Origin of the sequence: Pedobacter westerhofensis, assembly GCF_900182595.1 — a bacterium.
Classification (GTDB): domain Bacteria; phylum Bacteroidota; class Bacteroidia; order Sphingobacteriales; family Sphingobacteriaceae; genus Pedobacter; species Pedobacter westerhofensis.
Genome location: NZ_FXTN01000008.1, coordinates 257,573 through 281,722, shown reverse-complemented (window position 1 = coordinate 281,722; position 24,150 = coordinate 257,573). Strand labels below are relative to the sequence as shown.

Sequence of the window (24,150 nt, the reverse complement as noted above, 5' to 3'; positions counted from 1 at the left end):
GCAAGTCCCTGATTCTTAATTTGCCAGCTTAGGGATCCTGACAGGAGTATCTGTTCCTTTGATGATGCTCCTTGCGCTCAAGGCAATTGCCCTGATCGTAGATAAAATGTTCTCTGTATCGAGTGAACTGTATTCATCTTTTACGCTATGGTATAACTTATCGATGTCGATCTCATCGGTACTGATGGTATGTGCCGGAACACCTAAAGCAGCCAGTGTTGCATTGTCGCTCCTGTAAAAAAGGTTCTGGTCAGGATAAGGATCGGGATGGAAAGTGAATGCCGTTCCTTCCAGGTTCTTTTGCAGGATTTTACCGAAATCAGATTTTTCATATCCGGTAATCCAGGCAGTATTTTTTCCGAATTTACTTGCCTTTCCGATCATCTCGATATTAAACATGGCTGTCACCTCATCAGGGTTCAGTTGCTGAGAAAAGTATTTTGCACCATATCCGCCTATTTCTTCTGCGGTAAAGGCAACAAAGATGAGTGTGCGCTCATTGTTGTTGAGTTTTTTATAGTATTTCGCAAGGGCGATCATGGCAGTCGTACCCGAAGCATCATCATCAGCACCATTGGCGATACTGTCCTGCCCTACAGGCTTGATGATTCCCAGATGGTCATAATGACCGGAGAAGATCACATATTCCTTGTTTTTAGATTTGCCGGGAATCATTCCTGCCACATTAAACAAAGGCAGTTTCTCTACATTGTATTTCAGTGCTACGTTAAATTCTTTAACAGATACTTCTGGTGCCAGAACCAAAACTGAGGCTGATGGATTGGCCTGCTTAAGGTCTTTTTCATCCAGTGCTGCCCCTTTTGCAAAATACGATTTCATCAGTATAAAATCTGCTGCAAATTTCTGATCTACCAGTACAAGCTGGCGCTTCTTACTGTTCAGGATGGCACGCAGTTGTGCCTTGAACAATTTCCCGGTGTCCAGTCTGATCCAGCCGTCGCTGCTGGCCTGGCTGAAAGCGATGCTTTCTGAGGTATTTCCCAGCACCATTACCCTTGCCGGATCAACTGTTTTTCCGTCGATGGAAACATCAGTGCTTTTAGGGCTCAGCTGGTACTTATAAAAAGTTTGTCTGTAGCCTGTAGCGCCTTGCAGTGGCTGGAGGCCAATTGTTTTAAACTCGCCGGCAATAAAGGTTGCTGCCTTATCTATGCCTGGTGTAAAAGTCCCTCTTCCCTGCATGTCGTTGCTGCTCAGGGTTTTAATCAGGTTATCTACATACTCTTTTGTGATGATTTTATCAATGGTTTGGGCTTGCGCCGTTCCTGCAATAAAAAGCAGGATTAATGGGTAGTAAAAGCGTTTCATTAGTTGCGTTTTGTTTTAGTCATTGGTTTATAGTTTATTCCTCATTGTTATGCCGGGCGGGGTATACCGGATTTGAGTATCCCTGATCTGGGTATAAAGGATCTTGCTGTCCTCTCAATTCTCTTTTCTGCCGGTCTACCTCGGTGGATACCCGGGTATCATGTACATCATCAGTAACGGTGATTTCATAGTCCCTGTCTTTCTCTGATGTATGGATCTGGCTGTCTTCCATATTCTCTACTGATCTGTCGTAAGGACCTCTGGAGCTCATCATCTTCACAAATACCGGCAGGCATTCAAAAAAGATAAACAATAAGCCGATAAAAGTAACGGCCAGGGCTGTGGTAGTATCGCGGCTGCCATCGGTATTAAAGCTGAGCTGTCCCAGTGCCCAGTTGCGGTCGGCAAAACCGGCAATATTGCTGAGGCTGTCCAGCTCTTTCCCTGTGTAGAGCCTTTCTGAAAGCAGTCCGTCAAACTGTTTCCTGCCCGCAACAAAGTTCTCCATCCGCCTTACATCGGCGTTCAGTGAGTCCAGGTTCTGCTCCCTTTGTTTCAGTTCTTCTTCTTTTCGCTTTGCATAGGGGCCATAACCCATTACGCCGGATGTTTCCTCGGTCTTTGTACCAAAAACTTCAAAGTTTAGCTTCTGGCGGTCTGATTTGATCCCGCTGGCCAGTGAATCGCGCTGCGCTTTAGAATCGTTCAGTTTGTTTAGCTCGATCGTATATTTATTGGTGAAAGCTTTATTAAGTGTATCAATCTTAGAACGCTGATTGTTGAGGTAACTTACTTTTAAGCGCTCTCTTATTTCCTTGTCAAATATTTTAAGCTCCAGCGGACGGGAGATCACCATGCCGATCATGATCGCCAGCAAGATACGCGGAGTAGCCTGTGCGATCTGTTTGGCCGATGAAGAGTTTTTGTTGATACTGGCCACGATATAGCGGTCCATATTAAAAATTGCCAGCCCCCATAACAGGCCGAAGAAGATCGAAAACAAAACTGCGGCAGTATCTCCCTTAAAAACGAAATACATCGCATATCCTCCGGATAATGCGGCGAAAAGACCGGTAAAGAATATTGTGGCGCCGATACCAACGTATTTATTGTGTTCGGTAGGGTGCTTTTCTAATGTAGGCTGATGTACGCCTGAACAGAACCAGAAAAAGCGGGTGAGTGCATCCATAATAAAACAAAGTTAAAGAAAGAATACTATTAAACGCCCGGTCTGCCAAGTTGTTACAACATGCAGGCAGCTGCAATAAATTTTGACCTGTGCTTGGCATTTAAGTTATTGATAAACTTTATATTTGAAAACTCATGGGAGAGATAAACCCATTAATAGCTACGAATATGAAAGAAGTTACCGTACAAGAACTGAAAGACAAAATAGACAACAAGGAAGATTTTCAACTGATTGATGTTAGAGAAACTTTCGAATATGAAACTTCTAACCTTGAAGGCGAGAATATTCCTTTAGGCGGACTGCTGATTGAGATTGATAAAATCTCAAAAGATAAGCCTGTAATTATGCAGTGCAGAAGCGGACAGCGCAGTGCGGCTGCGGTAATGCAGTTAGAGCAGCGCGGCTATGATAACGTTTATAATTTAAAAGGCGGAATCCTTGCCTGGAGACAGGAATTTGACCCAAGCATGCCTGTTTACTAGAAATGAAGAAGAAAATTGTATTAAATACATTCTATACACTGGGTATCGTAGTTTCTGTAGTTGGCCTCAAATGGGCCTACCAGGCACATAACTTTCCCGTTGTAGGATTACTTATCGCCACAGCTATATTTTTCCTGTACCTGAAGGTCAGCATCGTTAAAGAAGTGAGAACGGGCATCAAGGATAAAGAAAAGAGTATGGCCGCTGCTAAGGACGAAACAAACTAGCTGGAAGGCCTTTCAGACCCAGACCTGGAAGGTCTTCCAATATGTACCTGCCCTTTTCCATTTTTGGAGTTTCGAAAGGATTGTTTTTTGTGAGATATGGCCCGTCAAGATCTGCCCAGTCGCACAGGGGCGCAAGCGCAATTCCTGCCTGTGTAGCCACGGAGGTTTCGCTCATACAGCCAATTAAAACTTTCATTCCATACGATTTTGCTTTCAGGATCATCTGATGAGCTTCGTACATGCCGCCGCTTTTCATCAGTTTTACATTGATGCCATGATAGGCTCCCCTAAGGCCGTCGATATCTGACAGGCGTTGTGCCGCTTCATCTGCAAGGATGGGGATAGGGCTGCGTCCGGTAAGCCAGGCATTCCCCTCCAGGTCATGTTTATCCATAGGCTGCTCAATCAGCACTACGCCCTGGTCATGCAGCCAGTAGATGAGCTCGATTGCTTTTTTGCGGTCTGTCCATCCCTGGTTGGCATCTACATATAAAGGCAGGTCGCTCAGGCTTCTGATCGTTTGGATCAGTGCCCTGTCGTCATCCGAACCCAGTTTGATCTTAAGCACTTTAAAGCCTGCCGCATCCGCAACCTTCGCTTTGACGATCTCTGGTTTGTCGATTCCAATCGTATAAGAGGTAATGGGCATTTTTGCAGGATCTGCACCGTAGATCTCATAACAGGGTTTTCCGAGGATCTTTCCATTGATATCATTGAGGGCAATCTCAATTGCAGCTTTGATTGCCGGCTGTCCTTTTTCAATACCGTCAAGGTAATCAACGATCTCCTGGAAGTTGAATGGGTAGGAGAACCTGTTCCAGTCTACCTTAGACAGGAAAAGCTCAGCAGTTGCATAACTTTCGCCCAGGTAAGGAACCATTGAGGCCTCGCCGTATCCGTCAATATTTTCGTGTCTTAATCTTAGTAACAGCAGCGGGGTACTTGTTCTGGAAAAGCGTGAGATGGCGAAAGGGTGTTTAAGTTCGAGATTAAATGCGATGTGGGCTGACTGCATAAATTGAGGTCCTTTTATTCAACCCAAAGTTAAACCTTAGGCAGCAGATAAGAACAGGTGAAATGAAAAATTATGCTGAAATATTCGGGAAATTGTCGTATTTTGATTGTTATAGTGGTACTGACCGGGACAGCATCGTGATGTCTTGTGTATCACTAAAGCCCATGTTTAATACTCATATATTTCTCATTCAGTATTAACAGAAACTTTGTGCGCTTTTAATGCACTATTGACAGGCTAAAAATACCTGTTTGAGCGTGTCAACACCCTGTTAACAGCCTGTCAATAGCCTGTGAACAGTAGCGGAGAACTAAACGAGAATACTAGGGGGATTAAACCAGTACATACTGCATCAGCACCAAAACAAGTACAGTACCAGATCAAATTGGGATTGATACGAAGATACAAAATAAATGAGTTTTGGCATAGACGGATATATTGTTTTGCTTTTCCAATGATGTTCTTTGTCCCTTTTCTGTCACCTGTTCCGCCTGCTAAACCACATTAGAAATAATATTCATAATATTGCGCCTTATATGGTCAGCTCAATCTATCAACCGTTCAAGAACTTTGATTTTAAGTATGAAAACTGCTTTTTAAGCGGCAATACTTTCAATACTCCTGTCATCCAGACTAATGTATTGCCTGCATGGCTGTTGGAAATGGCTAATTTTAGTGGTGAGGAGCAGATCCAGTTGCTGGATGAAACGATCAGGTCTTACAATTCATTGAAGATACCAGTAAATGAAGAGGTACAAAGGCATTTTATTGATCCGCTGGAAGAAAAAATTGCCGCAGCTTTTGGCGGTGGGTATGATGCAGTGACAAAATTGGATGAGGCCGATCTGTTTAAGTGGATAGGCAAGTTTCTGTACAGTCTGATCTATATTGAAATGCACGCGGCCGTGGGGCAGCAGCAGCTGAGCAGCGACGGACTCAATATGTCGCAGGGGCTGATGCACAAATTCGGAAATCTGCAAACGATGATCCAGGGGATCTACATGAATGTGGAGTTTGAAGATTTTACCCCATGGTCTATTGTGGTTGTGCCTATGGAAAAAGAAGAAGTTTCCTTTAGCTTCAGGGACGAGATCAATACGCTTACTTTTTCGCTTAAACTGAAAAATTTCGGAATCATTGCCTGTCTGCAGGATAATGGTACCAACAAAAAATACCACCAGCAGATCCTGGAGCAGATTGCTTCGCAGCCGCTCAGCGAGCAGCAGTTTGAGGAGCTGAGTGCCAGGTTCTTTTATTCTGCCTATCTCTTTAACCGTTTGCCTGAATATACGATTATGCCGGTTGAAGGTTCGATATATATCGATGCCATGCCATTGAGGGGTACAATGAATAAATCCTTGTTCGACGTATGGCAGCACAAAACCTATGCACAGGTATTGGAGAACTTCTGGAAACCATGGGGAAATTTGCTGATGGAGATCAGAAAAGACCCGAATAATCCTACCAGTTATTTCAGCCCTCCTTCGCTGCCGGAAACAGATTAACATTTACGCCGGTTATCCTGATCATCCTGATGCCTTTTACGGTTTATGCCTGATCAGGTGTATCTCACGTGCAAACACATTAAAGCCGGCCGGTAATTGCTGAAATAAAATGCGGTATGATACCAGGAACAAGCAGGATAGTCACGATAATCCCTGTTAATGCGCCAAAAAGATGCGCATCATGGTTAATGTTGTCCCTTGAACTCTTAGACATGTAATACGTGTACACCAGGTATAATACGCCAAACAGCGCCGCCCAGATGGGAATCGGTAAGGGAAATATCATCAGTGTGCTTAGCGGATAAAATAAGATATAGCTGAAGAGCACAGCTGATATTGCGCCTGAAGCGCCCAGGCTATGATAATGAAAATTATTTTTATGCTTAAATACTGAAGGAATATCGCTCAGAATCAGTCCGATGAAGTAAACCAGTCCAAAGCGCAGGCTTCCCATTGTAGATTCCAGCGTAAATGCGAAGGCATAGAAAGTAAACATGTTGAAGATCAAATGCATCCAGCTGCCGTGGATCAGTCCGCTGGTCAATAGGGTATATACATTTTGTTTACGGTACACGCTATATGGATGGAGCATGAATTTCCCGTACAATCCTGCATCATTGAACGCATAAATACTGGTCACCAGTGTGAATATAAAGATAATGGAGGCAACGGGTGTATTCTGAAGGTATTCTATCATTTTATTTCAGGTTGATTTTAATATCGTGCTGCAATCTAGCGATTGGGTAGCGCATATGTGTGTTTTCGTGATAATTCGAATGTTTGTAAACAAACTCCAGTTGTGCGGCAGGGTTTTTGGAAAATGCGGGGTCCTTTGCTTTTTCCTGTTCCAGCAGTGTACGCAGTGCCGGGTCATGCTGCAAAAGACCGGTTGCCGTGTCTTCGAATACATAGGCTGAAAAATGCTCTTTCTGATCCAGGATTGAGTCGAAAAAGTTCCAGGTGAAAAAAGAATCGGTTGCCTGAGGTTCCAGCGTTTCTATAATATACCTGTTTTGCGGTTGATTGGCATATACGATGTAGTCGCCGGCATAGTATTGCAGGCTTTGTGGTTTGGTGCTCAACTGGACATTGCTGTGCAGGTAATGACCTTCAAAAGGCCTTGCAGCAGTTTTATAATCGGTGATATAATAAGAATCAACCTGCAGCTGTGTATCTTCTGCAAGCTGGGAGAGTTTTACCCCGTTAAGCTTTAAAAGTGCAATTACCCTGTCCCAGGCTTTAGGAACAATATAAGCCACCGGTTTGCTTACTACCGTTTGCGGTTCAAATTTATTCCAGTATTTGATCTCCTTTGTATAAGGTTCATTGCGGTCGTAATAAAGCCTGTTGGCACCGCTGACAGTACTTGGTTTGTATTTGGCTGCAAATCCTTTGAAAGTGATTGTATCCCATACCTTTTCATTCAGTTTCCAGCTCAGTGGAAAATCTTTTTGTTGTGCAACGGCTTCATCAGCCCTGCGTTTGTTTTCACCGATGAGCTGAGCGTCGCGCTCTACTATATCCACATAGGTTTTTAGCAATTGATAAGTAGATTCTACGCGCTTATCATATGCTTTGAGCATATGCGTTTCGGGCATAAAGCCGATGGTATTGTGCAAAGTCGTATAGCCTGTAGAATAACGCGGTGTTTCAAGAAATCCCGTGATGCCGGCTTCCGGAGTTTCCTCTATTGAATTGATATATGGTATCAGCTCATAACCCTTTTGCTGCATCTTTGAGTATAGCGCCGGAACGAGGGTTTTGGTAAGATATCCCGACAGTATGGAATTAAGTTTGTCTTTTTGAGTAGGGATCAGCGTCATTGTATACTGATAGTCTGCACCGTTGCTGGTATGGGTATCTACAAAAATCTCCGGCTGCCAGGTATTGAAAATCAGCTGGAATGCAGCAGAGTTCTTGGAGTCGGTTTTGATAAAATCCCTGTTCAGATCGTAATTCTTACTGTTTCCTCTGAAGCCATAAGCTTCCGGGCCATTCTGATTGGCACGTGAAGTAGAAGTACGGTTAAAGGAGCCATCAATATTATAAACGGGAATGATACAGATCACGACATCCTCTGGCAGGAGGTTATCCTTTAATAAATCCCTCGCCAGCATCATGGAGGCATCAATACCTTCGGGCTCGCCCGGATGAATACCATTGTTGATCAGCAGAATCCTGTGGTTGCTCTTTCTGATGGCTGCCGGATCAAATACTTTATTCTTTGATAAAACCAGGAGATGAAGCGGTTTTCCAAAATCGGTACTTCCGTAGGTAAGGAGCTTAGCCTGCGGAGAGGACTTTGCCAGCTTTTCATAAAAAGAGATGGCTTCATCATAAGTAGCGGTCTGATTTTTATTGCCAAGCTCGTATGGCGTTTGCTGTGCAAAAGTATCCATGGAAAGTAAAATAATTAAAAAGGAGAAAAAGGATTTCATCGGTCGTATCTTTTATGCAGGATTATATCGACACAAATTTAATATTTTCTGAAAGTCTTTCGGGATAATCCCATTTTTCCAAAGTTGTACTTTAATCCTACGGAAAAATAAGTAAAGATATCAATTGTGCCACTTTGGAAGGTGATTTTTGAATCGTCATAGCCATCAAGGTTCTCGCCCAGGGTAAAGTTAGCCTGGTAATTGAAATTAAGCACATACCTGTAAAAACCCTCCCGGTCTGGGAAGTGTACATTAATCCCAAGGTTCAGCGGAAAGAACAGGTCTTTTCTGTCGAGGTGGTCTGTCACTGCATAATTATTATCCTGTGGATCAAGGCCGGTACTGAAAAGAACGCTGTTTTTGATTACGCCTACGCCGGCGCCCAGATATATCCCTTTCAGCAGGTCTGAGGGGCCATTGTAGCGGTCATTCAGCACCTGTCCGAGTGATACTTTGGCGCTGACAGCGAAAGACTGATACGAATTCACAAATTCGCGGTTCAGCGGGTCATTTTTAAAGTCGCCGCCGTTTACTTCCCCTTTCTGGAGTTCCAGGCCCAGGCTGGCAAAGGGCGTAAACAGATAATCAAGTGTCCCGTAGCCGGACAATCCAAATCCGTGTTTCTGGACTTCGGTAAAAGACTGTGTGGCACCAAAACCGGCACCAATGGAGATTTTGTAGAAATTCGACTGTGCAAATGACGAAAGCGTAGAAGCGAGGAATAAGGCGGTGATAATTATCCTTTTCAAGTTATGCTGATTTTAAATTGTAAAGTATGATCTTTAGTACCTTTACTTTTTTAAAAATATGCTAAAATATCTGAACAGCAGTAATTCATTACAAAATAGATTTACAGAGTATGTAAAAATAGATACACAGTCTGATCCGGCATCGGCAAGTATCCCTTCTACCGAAAAGCAGAAAAACCTTGGAAAAGTACTGGTAGCACAGCTGCTGGAAATTGGAATTGGAGATGCACATCTGGATGAATACGGATATGTGTACGCGACAATCCCTTCAAATTCGGCGAAGAAGGTACCCGTAATCTGCTTCTGTTCGCATATGGATACTTCCCCGGATTGCAGTGGAGATGGTGTAAAACCGATGATCCACTACAATTATCAGGGCCAGGACCTGGTACTGCCGGATGATCCTTCCATTGTCTTGAAAATGACTGAACACCCTGATCTGAAGGATCAGATCGGGAATGATATTATTACTGCAAGCGGAACAACCCTGCTGGGGGCCGATAACAAAGCGGGGCTGGCAGAGATTATGGAAGCGGCGGCTTTCCTGGTTGCCCATCCGGAGCTGAAACATGGAACGATCAAAATTCTTTTTACTCCTGATGAAGAGATTGGCCGGGGCGTGGATAAGGCTGATCTTAAAAAACTGGGGGCCGACTTTGCCTATACGGTTGACGGGGAAACGCGTGGGTCTATCGAAGATGAAACGTTCTCTGCCGACGGAGCTGTACTGATCATTAAGGGGGTAAGCTCACACCCGGGCTTTGCAAAGGGAAAAATGGAAAGCGCCATTAAGATCCTTGGAGACATCCTCAGTGCACTGCCTAAAGACAGGCTTACTCCGGAGGCTACGGAACAGAAAGAAGGTTTCCTGCATCCTGTATCCGTACAGGGGAATGTTGAGCAGGCAGAGGCACATTTTATTATCCGCGATTTTGATGATGACCTGCTGGCTGAGCATGGACGTACACTGGAAACACTGGTTAAACAGGTGATGGAAAGCTATCCTAATTCTACCTACGAGCTTAAGATTAAGCAGCAGTACCGGAATATGAAAAAAGTGCTGGACCAGTATCCGCAGGTACTGGAATACGGAATGCTGGCTATTGAGCGTGCAGGTATCCCGGTAAAGAAACAAAGCATCAGGGGCGGAACAGATGGATCAAGATTATCTTTAATGGGACTGCCCTGTCCGAATATCTTTGCAGGCGAACATGCCTTCCATGGCAAGCAGGAATGGGCATCTGTGCAGGACATGGAAAAGGCGGTCGAAACAATTATTAATCTGGCGCTGATCTGGGAAGAAAAAACTAATTAAATCCAGAGATATTACTGACCAGGGGTAGTTAACCGCATTTCTGCGAGATACTGGTCCTGTCCATCATCAAATAACAGATGACATTCCCATCCGGATTCCCTGGCGATTTTTTTAAGTAGCTGGGGATCAATGTAAAGCCAGTTGAACCACTCGCCTTTTTCACCTTTATATTCGTACTGGTAGGATACTTCGCCATAATATTTATCGGATGGCATTTCTGTATCCTCGTACAGATACGTAATGTCTGAACTGTCAAACAATAGCTGGCCGCCTTCATTTAACAGTGTTTTTGCATGATCCAGGAAAGTTTTGAAATTTTCAATCGTGCCCGTCAGTCCGATGCCATTCATGAGGAATAGCAGAGTGTCAAATTTCTCACCGGTGTACTTGAAGATGTCTCCTTCTACGGTATTTTTGAGCCCACGTTTTTGCATTATCGCCACTGCTGCGGCTGAGATGTCAATTGCGACAACCTCAAAGCCTCTTTCCTGCAAGATCAGGGCATGGCTTCCTGCACCGCCGCCAACATCCAGTACCCGGCCTTCGCACATGTCCATTGCTTCCAGCTCAATATCAGGCATCTCTTCTTCCGTCCGGAAGAAAATATCTACAGGCATTTCTTCGGGCTCATCATAAGAATTGTGCAGCCAGAGAATGTCGGCCGTATTTGTGTTGAACTGATCCTGTAAAGCGTTTCCAAAAACATCCATAAGGTAAAGGTATTGAAAATATTATTCAGGGATAAAGGGAGGGCTGTCTTGTTTGTTGCTTTCGCCGTTAAATTCCAGTCTTGTTTTGGGCAGGCTTTCGGGGTAATTGGTCCTGATGAAACCGATCATTTGTTCGCGGACATCACAGCGCAGATCAAAAGCCTGCGAAGAATTGCGGGCACTCATTAAAAAGCGGATTTCGATGGTGCGTTCCTTGTTGTCTGTTACCTGCACCACATTTACACGTTTATCCCATAGGGGGTGAGCGGTAAGCAACCTGGTGAGTTCCTCTCTTAGTGGCGGCACCGGAATTGTATAATCCAGGTACAGGAAAACTGTGCCGAGCAACTGTGCCGATACCCTTGTCCAGTTCTGGAAGGGCTTTTCAATAAAATAAGTAATCGGGAGGATCAGCCGGCGCTGGTCCCATATATTGACCACCACATAGGTGAGCGTAATTTCTTCCACGCGGCCCCATTCCCCTTCTACAATCACCACATCATCGATACGGATGGGCTGTGTAAAGGCGATCTGGAAACCCGCGAGCAGGTTCCCCAAAGATTTCTGTGCGGCAAAACCGATAATAATTCCCCCTACACCCACACCGGTAAGTAAGCCTGTACCTATTTTGCGCATACTTTCAAAGCTCAATAATACCAGTGCTATCGTAATGAGCACAATCAGAGAGACCACAAACTTGCGGATAAACTGCAGCTGTGTCCTTATTTTTCTTTCTTTAAGGTTGTCTTCTTTGCTCAGGTCATACTTGTGGTAAAAATGATCTTCGAGCACTTTGATGATGCGGATCAGGATCAGGGAAAAGCAGATGGTGAGCGATATCTCCAGGATGCGGCTGAGCTGCGCCCGGAGTGTTTTATCGAGCACCATAAAGCCCAGCGATATATTGAGCAGCAACAGGGGGATAAAGATCCCTGCGGGATGATTAAGGTGGCGGATAATGGATCTGATCTGGAAGGATGCCCAGTATCTGGAAAAAAACTTAAATGCCTTGAGAATGATGAATTTCAGTATTCCTCCGATGGCGATGGCAGAGCCGGCCAGGATAAAGTTCTGAATCCATTGCGGTATGGGGTGTCCAAAAAAATCATCTATTAACTCCATGCGGGCTCTTTGTTATATTCGTATTCCTGATGATATTCAGGAATGGCTACGTGTTTAAATCCATGGTTTTTGAGTCGCTGTGCAAAATTTTGCTGCACATCATATTCTCCGTGTACAAGAAAAAGCTGCTTTATGCGTGCCGGGTCCTGGCAGGACAGGAATTGGAGCAAGTCTTCATAATCGCCGTGAGCGCTCATCGACCTGATCGATTTGATCTCTGCCTTTACATGGAGATTTTCCCTGAAGAGATAGATACTCTTGTCTCCGGCAAGCAGTCTGCCTGCAAGAGAGTCAGGAGCGCAATAGCCCACCATCAGGATCGTGTTTTTATGATTGCCGACCGTATTGCGGATGTGGTGCCTTACGCGGCCGCCTTCGGCCATGCCGGATGCAGAAATAATCACACAAGGCCTTGGGTCGTTATTTAATGCCTTTGACTCTTCTACTTTTTCAATAAATTTTAGTCCTTTAAAAGCGAAGGGGTCTTCATCAACTTTCAAAACTTCCCTGACACCATTATTATATACTTCGGGGTGATTTTTTAAAACCTGTGTAGCCTGGATAGATAGCGGGCTGTCTACATAAAAAGGGATATCCGGCAGCTTGTTCTTCAGTTCCAGTCCGTTCAGTGCATACAAAAGTTCCTGGGTGCGCCCAACACTGAAAGCAGGGATTACAAGCTTGCCTTTTTTGACCAGGCAAGTCTGGTTAATGATGTCCAGCAGCATGTTTTCGATTGGTTCCAGATCTTTATGCAGGGAATCGCCATAGGTAGACTCCATAATGATATAATCTGCCTGGGGAAATTGCTGCGGGCTTTTCAGAAGCAGATCACCATACCTGCCCACATCTCCGCTAAAGGTAAGGCGGAGGGTTTTCGTGTCTTCTTTTATGGCGAGGTGAACAGCTGCACTGCCAACGATATGTCCTGCATCGGTAAAGCGAAGGCTGAGTATCGGGCTGATTTCAAAATCCTCATTATAGTTGATAATCTTAAACTGGCTTAGTGTCTTAATCACGTCCTCATCAGTGTACAGAGGTTCTTCGGGCTCTTCTCCGGGGGAGAGGTGCCTGTTGGCATATTCGGCATCCTGCATCTGGATCTTTGCAGAATCCATTAACAGGATCCTGGCAAGGTCCATTGTAGCAGGTGTACTGTAGATTGTGCCCGTAAATCCTTCTGCAACGAGCCGAGGCAATAAACCACAATGATCTATGTGCGCGTGTGAAAGAATCATGTACGTGACAGCAGATGGTGTAAATCCGAAATAACTGTTTAGTTTTTCAGTAATGTCTCCCATTCCCTGGAACATGCCGCAGTCTAATAATATTTGGGTGTTGTCTTTGAGTGTAATAAGGTGTTTGCTGCCAGTTACGGCACGTGCGGCACCATGAAAAGCAATTTTCATACAGCTGTAATTTGAATGGGGAGCAGTCTTGCTGCCGGTACAGCAGGGGCATTCCGGTAAAAGAATTTTGGTAATGCCGTTGCGGCATTACCAATTATAGATTAGTGTCTTACCTGGGCAATTTTGTCTTTGACAGAATCAGCTACATCGGCTAATTTATCTTTTGAAGCATCCAGCAGATCTGCAAACCAGTCTGAGAGTTTTTCTTTTACATCATCAGTTTTATCAGTAGATAAGATTAACGCTACTGCGGCACCAAGAGCAGCTCCTGCAAGTATTCCTGCAACAATTTTCGTTTCTTTTTTCATAATTTATCTATTTGTTTTTTTATGGTCATGAAGCTTGCATGAGCTTATCGTTTCTTTTTTAGAGTTGTAAGCTAATGCAGGTTTCATGAGTATATATTTGAGTCCAGTATTTAAAGCTTGCGCAATAATAGTTTAATAACAATACCGCCATGAAATAGTTCAGTATTATTTGAATTTATTGAGAACCGGAGAGTTTTAATGATCTTTGAACCGGTAATCCGGCGAAGGGTTTACCGGATGTAAATGCTCAGAACCTTATCTTACCTTAATCTCACCGGCGCAGTCTGCTATTTTCTGGCTTATCTTCAGAATGGCAGCGGCTTTGTTATTACCGGGCTCCTTGCTGCAGTTGTGTTCCAGTGGCTGGTTCTCCGGTCGCAGGAAAGGGGACAGTCCGGATGGTCAATATTACACTGGTTATTTGCCGTTCTGACCCTGGTTTTTGCGCTTTATCTGGGGTACGGTGCCTTTTTTCTGTTGCTTGGCGCAATGGAATATCAGTACTACCCGCTGGGTACCCTGTTGCTGACAGGTTCAGGATTTATACTGATGCTAAGCCTGCTTTTCCATGTTTTTTTAAGCTGGAGAGAGAATTTAGCAAAAAAAGATGAGTAACCATTTGATAATTACACATTTTAATCTATCTTTGCAGTCCCTAAATCTTAGGGAGAATAAATAATTGTTTAACAAATTAAATACAAGCAAGTGAATACGTTAAGTTACAAAACTGTCTCTGCCAATGCTAAAACTGTTAACAAACAGTGGGTTGTTGTTGATGCACAAGGCGAGATTTTGGGGCGCTTGTCATCGAAGATCGCAATGATCATCCGTGGTAAAAACAAGCCTGAGTACACCCCACACGTAGACTGCGGCGATAATGTGATCGTTATCAATGCAGACAAGATTAAGTTGACCGGAAATAAGTTCAGCGATAAGGTGTATACATCTTATACTGGATACCCAGGAGGTCAGCGTTTCATTTCTCCAAAAGAGTTAATGGCGAAACATCCTACGCGTGTTATCGAGAAAGCTGTTCGTGGTATGTTACCTAAAACAAAATTAGGTGCAAAATTATACACGAACCTTTTTGTTTATGCAGGTACTGAGCATCCTCATGCAGCACAATCACCAAAAACCATTACACTTTAATTAAAGGAAGAAAGAAATGTCAGTTACTAATACTTCAGGAAGAAGAAAAACTGCTGTTGCGCGAATCTACATGAAAGAAGGCAACGGTACTATTACTGTAAACAGTAAAGATTACAAAGTATATTTCCCTACATTACCATTACAATATATTGTTAACCAAAGTTTTGAAGTTTCTGAACTTGCTGGTCAGTATGATGTAAAAGTAAACGTAGCCGGAGGTGGTGTTAAAGGCCAGGCTGAAGCAGTTCGTTTAGCGATCGCTAAAGCTATTGTCGAGTTAGATGCTGAGAAAAAACCGGCATTACGTGCTAAAGGGTTAATGACCCGTGATATGCGTATGGTTGAACGTAAGAAACCAGGACGTAAGAAAGCTCGTAAAAAGTTCCAATTCAGTAAACGTTAATCTCAAGGAGGACAAAGACAATGGCAAGAACAACATATCAAGACTTATTGGATGCAGGTGTACATTTTGGTCACCTTACCCGCAAATGGAATCCGAAAATGGCACCATATATTTTTATGGAACGCAACGGGATTCACATTATAGATTTAAATAAAACTTTAACTAAAACTGAAGAAGCTGCTTCAGCGATCAAACAGATCGTAAAATCAGGTCGTAAGATCTTATTTGTAGCGACTAAGAAACAAGCTAAAGAAATCGTTGCTGATCAGGCAAAAAAAGTAAACATGCCTTTCGTAACTGAACGTTGGTTAGGTGGTATGTTAACTAACTTCCAAACTGTACGCAAGTCAATCAAAAAGATGTCTAACATCGATAAGATGACTAAAGATGGTACTTACTCGATCCTTTCTAAGAAAGAGCGTTTAATGATCCAGCGTGAGCGTATCAAATTGGAAAGCTTATTAGGTGGTATCGCGGATTTAAACCGTTTACCAGCAGCAATCTTTTTAATTGACGTTAAAAAAGAGCATATCGCAGTTAGCGAAGCGTTGAAATTAAACATTCCAACTTTTGCAATGGTTGATACAAACTCTGATCCGTCAAACATCGATTTCCCTATCCCGGCGAATGATGATGCTACTAAATCTATCTCTTTAATCACTGATGTAATCATCAAAGCAATTGAAGAAGGTTTAGACGAGCGCAAACGTGAGAAAGATGATGAAGCTGAAAAAGAAGCTGTAGCTGCTAAAGCTGCTGCTGATGCTCCTGAAACTGCTGCACCTGGCGCAAGAAGAGCTAGAAAAGAAAATGCTGAAACCGAAGAAGGAACAAGCGAAGCATAAATAATATATTTTTGGGTTGTATGTTGTGCGTTGAAGGTTCTTACTAACAACTTACAATGTACAACCCATAATTTTTTAGATAAAAACTTAAAAAAGAACATAAAATGTCAGTACAAATTTCTGCAGCAGATGTAAACAAATTACGCCAACAGACCGGTGCCGGTATGATGGATTGTAAAAAAGCATTAATAGAGGCCAATGGCGATTTCGAAGCTGCGGTTGATTACTTACGTAAAAAAGGTGCTAAAGTTGCAGCAAGCCGTCAGGATCGTGATTCTAACGAAGGTGTTGTAATCGCAAAAGCTACAGCTGACGGAAAACGCGGTGTAGTAGTTGAATTAAACTGCGAGACTGATTTCGTGGCTAAAAATGCTGATTTCATCGCTTTAGCAAATAAATTCACTGATTTAGCAGTTGAAAAAAATCCTGCTACTTTAGAAGAACTTTTATCTCTTGAAGTTGATGGTCAGAAAGTTTCTGATATCATCGTTGAAAACACTGGTAAAATCGGTGAAAAAATCGGTATCTCTAAATTCGAAACTGTATCTGGAGAGAAAGTTATTCCTTACATCCACAGCAACTACCGTTTAGGTGTTTTAGTAGCCTTAAACCAGGCTGTTGCAGGTGCTGATGAAGCTGGTAAAGACGTTGCAATGCAAATCGCTGCAATGAACCCGGTAGCTTTAGATAAAGCTGACGTAGATACACACACGATCGAACGTGAAATGGAAATTGCTAAAGAGCAAATCCGTGCAGAAGGTAAACCTGAAGAAATGGTTGAGAAAATTGCTGCTGGTAAACTGAACAAGTTCTACAAAGACAGTACTTTATTAAACCAGGAATTTGTTAAGGATTCTTCTAAAGATGTTCGTAAATTCTTAAATGACACTGCTAACGGTTTAACTGTTACAGCATTTAAACGTGTTCAATTAGGATCATAGTTCCTTCAATGATAATCAAAAGGTCCCTTATTTTAAGGGGCTTTTTTTTTGCCTTATATTTAACGAAATTCAGTTAAAGATGATAGCAATTACGAATGGTAAGTTTTTTAAGAACGGGAGCCTGATTACCAACGCTGCGGTACTGATGGCAGATGGCCTGATCACGGCAATTACCGAAGGGGAGATCCCGGCAGGATATACTGTTGAAGATGCAAAAGGAGCTTTGATTGCTCCGGGATTTATCGACCTGCAGATCTATGGTTCGGGCGGCAACCTGTTTTCTGCCTATCCAACGGTAGAAACGCTGAGGCAGATGGACGAACACCTGATCAGTAAAGGCACCACGGGCTTTCTGGTATGCCTGGCTACAAATTCGCTGGATATCTTTGCAGAAGCGATCCAAGCCGCCAAAGCTTACCGGCATGAGGCAAAAGCTTTTTTGGGCCTTCATCTTGAAGGGCCCTTTCTGAATCCTAAAAGACTGGGCGCACATCCTATCCAATATGTGCACAAAGCTACGCTGGAAGAAGTTAAACGATTGCTTGACGAGGCTGATGGGGTAGTCAGGATGATGACGCTGGCTGCTGAATTGCAGGATGAGGAGGTGATCAATTATCTGCTTAGCCAGGGGATAGTCCTGTCCCTCGGACACAGTGATGCAAATTTCGAACAGGCCAATCAGGCATTTGCTGATGGTTTTACCACTTCGACACATTTGTTCAATGCTATGCCCCCAATTCATCACCGTAATCCCAACCTGCCGGCGGCGATCCTGAATCATCCCAGTGCAATGGCCAGCATCATTGCTGATGGCGCCCATGTAGATTTTGAAATGGTAAAGCTCAGTTATAAAATGATGCAGGAAAGGCTTTTCCTGATTACGGATGCAGTAACGGCCTGCGATATTGGCCCTTATCAGCATATACTGAACGGAGACAGGTTTGTGATGCCCGATGGCACCATCTCCGGCTCTAATATTACGCTGCGCGATGCGGTCAGCAATTGCGTAAACCACTGCGGTATACCTCCGCATGCCGCTTTGGCTATGGCATCAGCCCATCCTGCGGCGGCACTGCAGATACAGGATAAATATGGAGAGATCGCTCCCGGAAAAACGGCCAGCTTATTGCTGCTGTCGGACGAATTTGTTCTCCAAAAGGTATTTGTCGCGGGAGTTGAACATTTGATCAGTATTAATTAAAACAAATAGTTATTTTTGGAGTCATGAAGTACAAAAGGATCCTACTAAAGTTAAGCGGCGAATCGCTGATGGGCGAGAAGCAATACGGTATAGATAATGCACGCGTAAAACAATACGCCGAAGACATCAAAGCTGTTCATGCCCAGGGGCTGGAAATCGCAATTGTTATTGGTGGCGGTAATATTTTTAGAGGCCTGAGTGCAGAAAAATCCGGGATGGACAGAGCCCAGGCAGATTACATGGGGATGCTGGCAACAGTGATCAACAGTATGGCGCTGCAGGATGCACTGGAGAAAGTAGGCCTTAAAACCAGGCTGCTTACCGCAATTAAAATGGAGCAGATCTGTGAGCCCTTTATCCGCAGGAGAGCAGTACGCCACCTTGAAAAAGGCCGTGTAGTGATCTTTGGTGCCGGTACAGGAAATCCGTACTTCACTACAGATTCAGCTGCTGCACTGCGTGCTATTGAAATCAAAGCAGATGTGGTGCTCAAAGGTACACGCGTTGATGGAATTTACACAGCAGATCCGGAGAAAGATCCAACGGCTACCCGCTACTCTGAGATCTCTTTCAAGGAAGTATATTCCAAAGGATTAAATGTGATGGACATGACAGCTTTTACACTTTGCGAAGAAAACCAGCTTCCTATCATTGTATTTGATATGAACAAACACGGCAACTTCATGAAGATTGCACAGGGAGAAGAAATTGGCACCCTGGTTAAAGGCTAGACTTAAGACAAATATATTTTGATAAACAGTAAATTATGAACGACCTCATAAAAAAACAATTACAGGATGCTCAGGCAGCAATGGATAAAGCAATTGCGCATTGTGAGTCTGAACTGACCAAGATAAGGGCAGGAAAGGCTTCAGCGGGTATGCTGGATGGAATTACGGTTGATTATTATGGAAGTGCGACGCCTTTGGGCAGTGTGGCAAGTATCAATACACCGGATGCACGTACAATCCTTGTTCAGCCATGGGAAAAAAATATGCTTGTTCCAATTGAACGCGCAATCATGGAAGCAAACATCGGTATCAACCCGCAGAATGATGGTGTGGTGATCCGTTTGGGAGTACCGCCATTGACAGAAGAACGTAGAAGGGACCTAGTAAAAAAGGTAAAAGAAGAAGCAGAACGCGGACGTATCACCGTACGTAATATCCGTAAGGATGCGAATGAGAAAATCAAGAAACTGAAAGGCGAAAGCGTTTCTGATGATGAGATCAAAACCGGTGAAGCCGAAGTACAGAAAATTACTGACCTCTATATTGTAAAGGTAGATAAACATGCCGAAGCAAAAGAGAAAGATGTAATGACCGTTTAGGGCCGAAAAAAATTATAATACAATAGTCAATAAAAGGGGGATATGGTAAAAACTATATTCCCTTTGTTTATTTTTGCCGCCTACTTATCGATACATGAACTTATTAGTACAATACTTAAAGAATTATAAATGGGTTGTTTGTCTGGCTCTTTTGCTGGCGGCCATTAATATCGCTTTCTCTTTGCTGGATCCATATATTACCGGTCGCATTGTAGACCGTTTTATTGAGAAAAAAGATGTCCTGAACCGCAGCCAGTTTGTTTATGGTGTGCTGGGACTGGTTGGTATGGGCGTAGGCGCAGCCATGGTTTCCAGGATTGCTAAAAACTTTCAGGATTACTTTACGAGTATTATCGTTCAGAAAGTTGGTGCGCAGATGTATGCCGACGGACTCAAACATTCGCTGGAGCTGCCTTACCAGGTTTTTGAAGATCAGCGCAGCGGAGAAACACTGGGGATCCTGCAAAAAGTGCGGCTGGACAGTGAGAAGTTTATCACATCCTTTATCAGTATTTTGTTTGTAAGCCTCATCGGGATGGTTTTTGTGATTGTTTACTCGGTAGCGGTAAGCTATAAAGTAACACTGATCTATTTTACCGCTATTCCCATTATCAGTTTTGTGAGCTGGTTCCTGAGCAGAAAAATCAAAACTATACAGCAGAAGATCGTAAGGGAAACTACTGCACTTGCGGGATCTACTACTGAATCACTGAGAAATATTGAGCTGGTAAAGAGCCTGGGACTGGCCAGTCAGGAAATTGAGCGTTTAAATAAAACTACCTATAAAATTCTTGGGCTGGAACTGAGGAAGGTAAAATATGTAAGAAGCATGAGCTTTGTGCAGGGAACTACTGTAAACCTTGTACGCAGTATCATGGTGGTAGTGTTACTGATCCTGATTTTTGAAAATACGATTTCTGCGGGCCAGTACTTCTCCTTTTTATTTTATTCCTTCTTCCTGTTCGGACCTTTGCAGGAGCTTGGCAACGTGATCCTGTCATGGCGTGAAGCGGAAGTTTCTTTAGGGAACTTCAAAAACATCCTGAATACTCCGATAGACCAGAAGCCCTTAAATCCGAAGGTGCTGGATAAGATTACCTCACTGGAGTTTTCTGACTTAAGTTTCAGGCACCTTACAGGTAAGAGCAATGCACTGAACGAGATTAGCTTCAATGTAAAAGATGGCGAAACCATTGCTTTTGTTGGCCCGTCCGGTTCCGGTAAAACTACACTGGTAAAATTGCTGGTAGGGTTATATCAGCCCGTGATTGGTGAGGTACTATATAATGATATTACAAGCAAGGAGATTGATCTGGATCAGCTGCGGGAAAAAATTGGCTTTGTTACACAGGATACGCAACTGTTCTCTGGTACGATCAGGGAGAACCTTCAGTTTGTAAGACCGGGTGCAACAGACGAAGAATGTTTGCTGGTGATGGAGCAGGCCGCCTGCCAGACGCTGCTTGCCCGTGCAGATAAAGGCCTGGATACCGTTATCGGTGAAGGCGGAGTAAAAGTATCTGGCGGGGAGAAGCAGCGCTTATCTATAGCGCGTGCCCTGCTGCGGAGACCAGACATCCTGGTGTTTGACGAAGCTACGTCATCGCTGGATTCACTGACAGAAGAAGAAATCACAGCAACGATCAGGGATGTATCTGAGCTGACCAACCATATTACGATACTCATTGCACACAGGCTTTCTACGATCCGTCATGCAGACCGCATCTATGTACTGGAGAAAGGCCATATCATTGAACAGGGTAAGCACGCAGCGCTGCTTGCAGAAAAAGGGCTGTATTATGCAATGTGGCGCCAGCAGGTAGGCGAGAGATAGGTTTCGCTATTTGTAGTCGTCAAACATAAACTTCATGATCCGCTCTTCCTGGATGATGCGGATTAAAAGTGGAATTAAATAGATGGAAAAACCTATAAAAAGGCTGTACCATGCATGAAATAGCAGGGCGATACCAATCAGTTCAGGGATTATAGTGAGGTAATAATTTGGATGCCTGAAATATCTGAACAGAAAGCTTTTGTTAATAATATGAATTTTTTTTGGTGCAATGATCAGCTTTAAGGTCCATATATTCCTGATCTGATAAATGACATAGTACAGCGTACTGATCGCTAATCCATAAAGGGTTAATCCCGTCCATGACACAGCATCATCTTTGACTAAAGCCCCCTTATTTAGTCCTTCGGTAATACAGGCGCCATAATAGAGGAAGTGACAAATGGTCAATATCAGGGTATTGAGCCTTCCAAATTCGATTGCTCCCTTTTCTTTTATCTTTTTTTCGGTCCTTGCAGAAATAAATACGCTGTAGAACCTTGCGGCCAGCATTATGTAAAAAGGAATACTTATCATTTGGACAGCTCTTTAGTTGAATCAAAAGTCTGAGATCATACCATTCCGGCCTATCCCCAAAGCCGGTGGTTTTTAATCGCCTGTTTTATTTATTTTTCCTCCTGTAACAGGTTGTGGTTTCTTAAAGAAATAAATTATAACCTGTTTATTGAACTTTTTCATCTGAAAATTCCTTTTCTGCCGATGTATTATGCTTTTAAATGTTAATATGACATTTAATTATTTATTCTTACATTAGATTTATAATCGGTTTGTCGATTTAGCAAAATGACCAAATATAAAGTTCGAAATAAATTAGACAATCATGCCTTTCGCTATTATGGGATAGTGAAAGGTTTACCATGATATTTATCTGTTATGAAAATTGTACGCTGCTATTTCTCCGCCTTGCGGAAAATTTTACTTGGAAATCCTTTCCTTGGGGAAACGGCAAATTCTGTAACCAAATATATTATACTATGAACATTTTTATACTTAGAAATAGCCTGGCCAACTCAATCATTGGCTTGCCAAATCAATTCGCAGGCTGTTTAACTATATTACTTTCTAAATCTTTACCCTATGTTTAAAAGATCTATCCTTCAGATTACCGCTCTTTCTTTGTTTATATCCGGAGGCATTACCTGTGCGGTTAATGCTCAGCAGACTACCGTTACCCTGCATGCTGATCATCCTTTAAATACAATCAGCAAACATATTTACGGGCATTTTGCAGAACATCTAGGAAGATGTATCTACGATGGCTTTTATGTTGGCGACAGTTCTTCAATCCCGAATACGGCAGGAGTAAGGAATGACATCATTGCGGCCTTAAAAAATCTGAATATACCAAATCTGAGATGGCCGGGCGGCTGCTTTGCCGACAGGTACCATTGGAAGGACGGGGTAGGTCCAAAATCGGAGCGCCCATCGATAGTCAATACGATGTGGGGCGGTGTTACCGAGGATAACAGTTTTGGTACGCACGATTTCTTAAATATGTGCAAGCTGCTGGGAACAGAACCATACCTGGCGGGAAATACGGGCAGCGGGACGGTACAGGAGCTGGCCGACTGGGTGCAGTATGTAAACTTTGAGGGCAAAAGCCCGATGTCTGACCTGCGTGTGAAAAACGGGCAGGCAAAGCCATGGAACGTAAAATTCTGGGGCGTGGGAAACGAAGCCTGGGGCTGTGGCGGGAATATGACGCCGGAATATTATGTTGGCGAGTTCCGCAGGTATGCTACGTTTATGGAGGGAAAGGATCTTTTTAAAATCGCCTCTGGTGCCAATGTAGACGATTACCACTGGACAGAAACTTTAATGAAGGGGATTCCGCTCAGGATGATGGACGGGATCGCCCTGCATCATTACTCTTTCCCCAGCTGGGAGAAAAAAGGCCCTTCAACGGGATTTTCCGAGCAGCAGTATTTTGAAACAATGAAGACTGCGCTGAGAATGGATGAGCTGATCACTAAACATACAGCGATCATGGACCGGTATGATCCTAAGAAAAAAATAGCTTTGGTAGTAGATGAGTGGGGAGGCTGGTGGAATGTAGAGCCGGGAACCAATCCGGGATTTTTGTACCAGCAGAATACCATGCGCGATGCTATGATCGCGGGAGCAACGCTGAATATTTTTAACAACCATAGTGACCGTGTACGGGTGGCCAACCTGGCGCAATGTGTTAATGTGCTGCAGGCAGTGATCCTTACCAGCAAAGAGAAAATGCTGCTGTCGCCCACCTATCATGTGATGGAAATGTACAAAGTGCATCAGGATGCTACACTGCTTCCGGTAGAGGTGAGAAGTGACGACTATGTTTTTGGTCAGGATAAGTTGCCCTCGGTGTCTGTTTCTGCATCTAAAGACGCAAAAGGCCTCACACATGTTTCTGTTGTGAATATCAACAGCAGCAAAACGGAGGAGATAGAGATCGTACTTACCGGCGGACAGTACAAATCGGTGAAGGGAAGGATTCTTACCTCGGCGAAGGTTGATGACCATAATACCTTTGAAAAGCCCGACCTGATCAAACCTGCAGTTTTCAAAGGTGCTGCTTTGAAAGATGGAAAGTTAAAGGTTAAACTTCCGCCCTTTTCACTGGCTGTACTTGAGTTAAATTAAAATGAT

Annotated in this window: 25 protein-coding genes; 14 read left to right on the top strand and 11 right to left on the bottom strand. The window is 43.5% G+C overall.

Annotated features, from left to right (window positions below; translation table 11 throughout):
* Nucleotides 1-15: 15 nt before the first annotated feature.
* Together FN831_RS17045 and FN831_RS17040 are read right to left on the bottom strand one after the other, a co-directional pair.
* Entirely contained in the window at nt 16-1,329 is a 1,314-nt protein-coding gene (locus tag FN831_RS17045; protein ID WP_142529390.1) for a M20/M25/M40 family metallo-hydrolase, read from the bottom strand.
* A 34-nt stretch (nt 1,330-1,363) separates the two neighbouring features.
* Complete coding sequence (locus FN831_RS17040) at nt 1,364-2,518, bottom strand: DUF4407 domain-containing protein (protein ID WP_142529389.1); 1,155 nt, start codon at nt 2,516-2,518, stop codon at nt 1,364-1,366.
* A 167-nt stretch (nt 2,519-2,685) separates the two neighbouring features.
* Between FN831_RS17040 and FN831_RS17035 the strand changes: the two genes are divergently transcribed.
* Together FN831_RS17035 and FN831_RS17030 are read left to right on the top strand one after the other, a co-directional pair.
* Complete coding sequence (locus FN831_RS17035) at nt 2,686-3,000, top strand: rhodanese-like domain-containing protein (protein WP_142529430.1); 315 nt, start codon at nt 2,686-2,688, stop codon at nt 2,998-3,000.
* Nucleotides 3,001-3,002: 2 nt separating this feature from the next.
* Nucleotides 3,003-3,227: a DUF6358 family protein gene (locus FN831_RS17030; RefSeq protein ID WP_142529388.1), complete on the top strand. Its 225-nt coding sequence runs from the start codon at nt 3,003-3,005 to the stop codon at nt 3,225-3,227.
* On the opposite strand, the gene FN831_RS17025 is transcribed toward FN831_RS17030, so the two are convergent.
* Nucleotides 3,208-4,242 carry a dipeptide epimerase gene (locus FN831_RS17025; protein WP_142529387.1) on the bottom strand — a complete coding sequence of 345 codons (1,035 nt, stop codon included), beginning with the start codon at nt 4,240-4,242 and terminating at the stop codon, nt 3,208-3,210. The two genes, FN831_RS17030 and FN831_RS17025, sit on opposite strands and share 20 nt — an antisense overlap.
* 536 nt (nt 4,243-4,778) lie before the next feature.
* Between FN831_RS17025 and FN831_RS17020 the strand changes: the two genes are divergently transcribed.
* Nucleotides 4,779-5,747, top strand: a complete 969-nt coding sequence (locus tag FN831_RS17020; RefSeq protein WP_142529386.1) for a hypothetical protein — start codon at nt 4,779-4,781, stop codon at nt 5,745-5,747.
* Between the two features lie 79 nt (nt 5,748-5,826).
* Here the strand turns inward: FN831_RS17020 and FN831_RS17015 are convergent, their stop codons facing one another.
* The 3 genes from FN831_RS17015 to FN831_RS17005 are packed head-to-tail and all read right to left on the bottom strand — an operon-like array spanning nt 5,827 to nt 8,934.
* Nucleotides 5,827-6,444 carry a rhomboid family intramembrane serine protease gene (locus tag FN831_RS17015; RefSeq protein WP_142529385.1) on the bottom strand — a complete coding sequence of 206 codons (618 nt, stop codon included), beginning with the start codon at nt 6,442-6,444 and terminating at the stop codon, nt 5,827-5,829.
* A gap of 1 nt (nt 6,445) precedes the next feature.
* Nucleotides 6,446-8,185 (bottom strand): M14 family metallopeptidase, encoded by a 1,740-nt coding sequence (locus tag FN831_RS17010; RefSeq protein WP_142529384.1) that lies wholly within the window; start codon nt 8,183-8,185, stop codon nt 6,446-6,448.
* 38 nt (nt 8,186-8,223) lie between these two features.
* Complete coding sequence (locus FN831_RS17005; protein ID WP_142529383.1) at nt 8,224-8,934, bottom strand: hypothetical protein; 711 nt, start codon at nt 8,932-8,934, stop codon at nt 8,224-8,226.
* A gap of 58 nt (nt 8,935-8,992) precedes the next feature.
* Here FN831_RS17005 and pepT point away from each other — a divergent pair, with 58 nt between their 5' ends.
* Entirely contained in the window at nt 8,993-10,249 is a 1,257-nt protein-coding gene (gene pepT / locus FN831_RS17000; RefSeq protein WP_142529382.1) for a peptidase T, read from the top strand.
* An 11-nt stretch (nt 10,250-10,260) separates the two neighbouring features.
* On the opposite strand, the gene FN831_RS16995 is transcribed toward pepT, so the two are convergent.
* The 4 genes from FN831_RS16995 to FN831_RS16980 all read right to left on the bottom strand — a co-directional run bounded on the left by FN831_RS16995 (nt 10,261) and on the right by FN831_RS16980 (nt 13,798).
* Nucleotides 10,261-10,959: a class I SAM-dependent methyltransferase gene (locus FN831_RS16995; RefSeq protein ID WP_142529381.1), complete on the bottom strand. Its 699-nt coding sequence runs from the start codon at nt 10,957-10,959 to the stop codon at nt 10,261-10,263.
* 21 nt (nt 10,960-10,980) lie between these two features.
* Complete coding sequence (locus FN831_RS16990) at nt 10,981-12,081, bottom strand: mechanosensitive ion channel family protein (RefSeq protein ID WP_142529380.1); 1,101 nt, start codon at nt 12,079-12,081, stop codon at nt 10,981-10,983.
* Nucleotides 12,072-13,490: an MBL fold metallo-hydrolase RNA specificity domain-containing protein gene (locus FN831_RS16985; protein WP_142529379.1), complete on the bottom strand. Its 1,419-nt coding sequence runs from the start codon at nt 13,488-13,490 to the stop codon at nt 12,072-12,074. The genes FN831_RS16990 and FN831_RS16985 overlap by 10 nt, the downstream gene beginning before the upstream one ends.
* 101 nt (nt 13,491-13,591) lie before the next feature.
* The gene (locus FN831_RS16980) at nt 13,592-13,798 is read right to left on the bottom strand and encodes a YtxH domain-containing protein (RefSeq protein WP_142529378.1); all 207 of its coding nucleotides are present in this window, start codon (nt 13,796-13,798) and stop codon (nt 13,592-13,594) included.
* 243 nt (nt 13,799-14,041) lie between these two features.
* Between FN831_RS16980 and FN831_RS16975 the strand changes: the two genes are divergently transcribed.
* From FN831_RS16975 to FN831_RS16935, 9 genes are all read left to right on the top strand, one after another.
* Nucleotides 14,042-14,413 carry a hypothetical protein gene (locus tag FN831_RS16975; RefSeq protein ID WP_142529377.1) on the top strand — a complete coding sequence of 124 codons (372 nt, stop codon included), beginning with the start codon at nt 14,042-14,044 and terminating at the stop codon, nt 14,411-14,413.
* 90 nt (nt 14,414-14,503) lie between these two features.
* On the top strand, nt 14,504-14,947 hold the full coding sequence (rplM, locus tag FN831_RS16970) for a 50S ribosomal protein L13 (RefSeq protein ID WP_142529376.1): 444 nt from the start codon (nt 14,504-14,506) through the stop codon (nt 14,945-14,947).
* 16 nt (nt 14,948-14,963) lie between these two features.
* The gene (gene rpsI, locus FN831_RS16965) at nt 14,964-15,350 is read left to right on the top strand and encodes a 30S ribosomal protein S9 (RefSeq protein ID WP_142529375.1); all 387 of its coding nucleotides are present in this window, start codon (nt 14,964-14,966) and stop codon (nt 15,348-15,350) included.
* Nucleotides 15,351-15,370: 20 nt separating this feature from the next.
* On the top strand, nt 15,371-16,195 hold the full coding sequence (gene rpsB, locus FN831_RS16960) for a 30S ribosomal protein S2 (protein WP_090555612.1): 825 nt from the start codon (nt 15,371-15,373) through the stop codon (nt 16,193-16,195).
* Between the two features lie 104 nt (nt 16,196-16,299).
* Nucleotides 16,300-17,136, top strand: coding sequence for a translation elongation factor Ts (gene tsf / locus FN831_RS16955; RefSeq protein WP_142529374.1), 837 nt, complete (start codon nt 16,300-16,302; stop codon nt 17,134-17,136).
* A 79-nt stretch (nt 17,137-17,215) separates the two neighbouring features.
* Entirely contained in the window at nt 17,216-18,337 is a 1,122-nt protein-coding gene (gene nagA, locus FN831_RS16950) for an N-acetylglucosamine-6-phosphate deacetylase (protein WP_142529373.1), read from the top strand.
* A 23-nt stretch (nt 18,338-18,360) separates the two neighbouring features.
* Nucleotides 18,361-19,068 carry a UMP kinase gene (gene pyrH, locus FN831_RS16945; RefSeq protein ID WP_090555609.1) on the top strand — a complete coding sequence of 236 codons (708 nt, stop codon included), beginning with the start codon at nt 18,361-18,363 and terminating at the stop codon, nt 19,066-19,068.
* A gap of 35 nt (nt 19,069-19,103) precedes the next feature.
* The gene (gene frr, locus FN831_RS16940) at nt 19,104-19,667 is read left to right on the top strand and encodes a ribosome recycling factor (RefSeq protein WP_142529372.1); all 564 of its coding nucleotides are present in this window, start codon (nt 19,104-19,106) and stop codon (nt 19,665-19,667) included.
* 94 nt (nt 19,668-19,761) lie between these two features.
* Complete coding sequence (locus FN831_RS16935) at nt 19,762-21,501, top strand: ABC transporter ATP-binding protein (protein ID WP_142529371.1); 1,740 nt, start codon at nt 19,762-19,764, stop codon at nt 21,499-21,501.
* Between the two features lie 6 nt (nt 21,502-21,507).
* On the opposite strand, the gene FN831_RS16930 is transcribed toward FN831_RS16935, so the two are convergent.
* A complete protein-coding gene (locus FN831_RS16930) occupies nt 21,508-22,035 on the bottom strand; it encodes an isoprenylcysteine carboxylmethyltransferase family protein (protein WP_142529370.1) in 528 nt (175 codons plus the stop codon).
* Between the two features lie 561 nt (nt 22,036-22,596).
* Here FN831_RS16930 and FN831_RS16925 point away from each other — a divergent pair.
* Nucleotides 22,597-24,144, top strand: coding sequence for an alpha-N-arabinofuranosidase (locus FN831_RS16925; protein WP_142529369.1), 1,548 nt, complete (start codon nt 22,597-22,599; stop codon nt 24,142-24,144).
* The last annotated feature ends 6 nt before the right edge of the window (nt 24,145-24,150 follow it).